This is a genomic window from Lelliottia sp. RWM.1 (genome assembly GCF_016859735.1).
Lineage (GTDB): Bacteria > Pseudomonadota > Gammaproteobacteria > Enterobacterales > Enterobacteriaceae > Enterobacter.
This window is the reverse complement of sequence record NZ_WLVC01000121.1, coordinates 1-1,656: the sequence shown is the minus strand read 5'-3', so window position 1 is coordinate 1,656 and position 1,656 is coordinate 1. Positions and strand designations below refer to the sequence as shown.

General features: G+C 48.0%; 3 protein-coding genes. All 3 read left to right on the top strand.

The window, feature by feature from the left end; all coding sequences use genetic code 11:
• Nucleotides 1–145: 145 nt before the first annotated feature.
• Nucleotides 146–610 carry a BRCT domain-containing protein gene (locus GF617_RS26815; RefSeq protein WP_000645230.1) on the top strand — a complete coding sequence of 155 codons (465 nt, stop codon included), beginning with the start codon at nucleotides 146–148 and terminating at the stop codon, nucleotides 608–610.
• Nucleotides 610–1,179, top strand: a complete 570-nt coding sequence (gene dfrA19, locus GF617_RS26810; RefSeq protein WP_000019304.1) for a trimethoprim-resistant dihydrofolate reductase DfrA19 — start codon at nucleotides 610–612, stop codon at nucleotides 1,177–1,179. Before GF617_RS26815 ends, dfrA19 begins: the two co-directional genes overlap by 1 nt.
• A gap of 10 nt (nucleotides 1,180–1,189) precedes the next feature.
• Nucleotides 1,190–1,656: hypothetical protein (locus GF617_RS26805; RefSeq protein WP_154400862.1), on the top strand; the 467-nt coding region annotated here is incomplete at its 3' end.

Here is a 1,656-nt window from a genome sequence, read left to right as displayed (position 1 = left end):
CGGTAAACGAGTGAGGGAATTTCAGGTAAGATACTTCGGATGAGGAGCAAAAAGGTGGTTTATACTTCCTATACCCAGTAGTGTTCCCCTGTCGGTTTGGTTGGGGTCGATGCCCCACTTTGGGCGCGGCGTTGGGCGCCGCAAGATGAAAGCTCTGTGTGAAGGCTTGGATATTAAGACCTTGGATGATTTCAATGCCATCACCGAAGAGCAGATCGTTAGCGTCGACAAATTCAGCTACAAAACTGCCGCAAAAGTGCTTGCAGGTATGGCTGAACATGCCGAGCTATTCAACAAGATTCAATCAATCATCGGGTTCAAACAGCAGGTCACTTCGGGGGATCGTTTTACCGGTGAGAAGATCGTGATCACCGGTTTTCGTGACGCGGCCTTGGAGAAGCTGATTGAAGCTGAGGGTGGTGAAGTGCAATCATCAGTCTCGTCGAAGACCACCATGGTGATCGCGGCATCCACTTCCGGATCTTCCGGCAAATTGAAGAAAGTGCACGATCTCAACAACAGCGGAAAGGCAAATATCAAACTGATTGATCTGGCCACCTTCCGTAAGCAATATCTGGAACAACCAGCATCGACTGGTTTGGAGTTTTAATGAGTCACCCACAACTTGAGCTAATAGTCGCTGTGGATTCTAAGTTGGGATTCGGGAAAGGCGGCAAGATTCCATGGAAATGCAAAGAAGACATGGCGCGATTTACGCGGATTTCTAAAGAGATCCGCGTGTGCGTTATGGGGAAACACACGTATACTGACATGCGTGACATGCAGTTAGAAAAGGATGGCGCCGAGGAGCGAATCAAGGAGAAAGGAATTCTCCCCGAACGCGAATCGTTCGTGATCTCCTCGACGTTAAAACAAGAAGATGTCATAGGCGCTACTGTCGTTCCTGATCTTCGTGCTGTGATCAACCTGTATGAGAATACCGATCAACGCATTGCTGTCATTGGTGGGGAGAAGTTGTACATTCAAGCTCTTTCATCAGCAACGAAACTGCACATGACCATAATTCCAAGAGAGTTCGACTGTGATCGATTTATTCCTGTTGATCCGATCCAGAACAATTTTCACATTGATTCCAGTGCCAGCGAGACTGTGGAGGCAACCGTTGATGAGACTCAAGAGCGCATTCACTTTGCTACTTACGTGCGTAACAATCAGTAACGCGCTGGCAGTGGAAGAACAAGAACCAGAAACGAAGCAGACGGTGTTGGCCGTCTGCTTCGAAACATCATTATTGGCTCGAGAACTGATCGAGAATACCATTCTTGCGGACGACATCCAAAACAATACAGAAAAGATAGCTTTGCAGTTGTCGGAGCCCCTCCCCCCAACTTATAATGGGATTATTGCTGGGCTAAACAATGCTGTCGCCATGCGTGGGACAGCAAACGTTGAATCGCCATCAAGAGCATCCACAGATTTACGTGCAGCCGTCATCGGTTTATGGTGTATAAATGACACCATAGCCGCCCTGAATCAGACTGATAATGCAGTCTTACAGGACGGCGAGTTGCAACAAACACTTGTCGATTATTACAACAACTTATTGGCTGACATCGTTTGTCGTTTTCAGAAGACGGCTGCACTGAACGTCAGAAGCCGACTGCACTATAGCAGCGGAGGGGTTGGATCCATCAG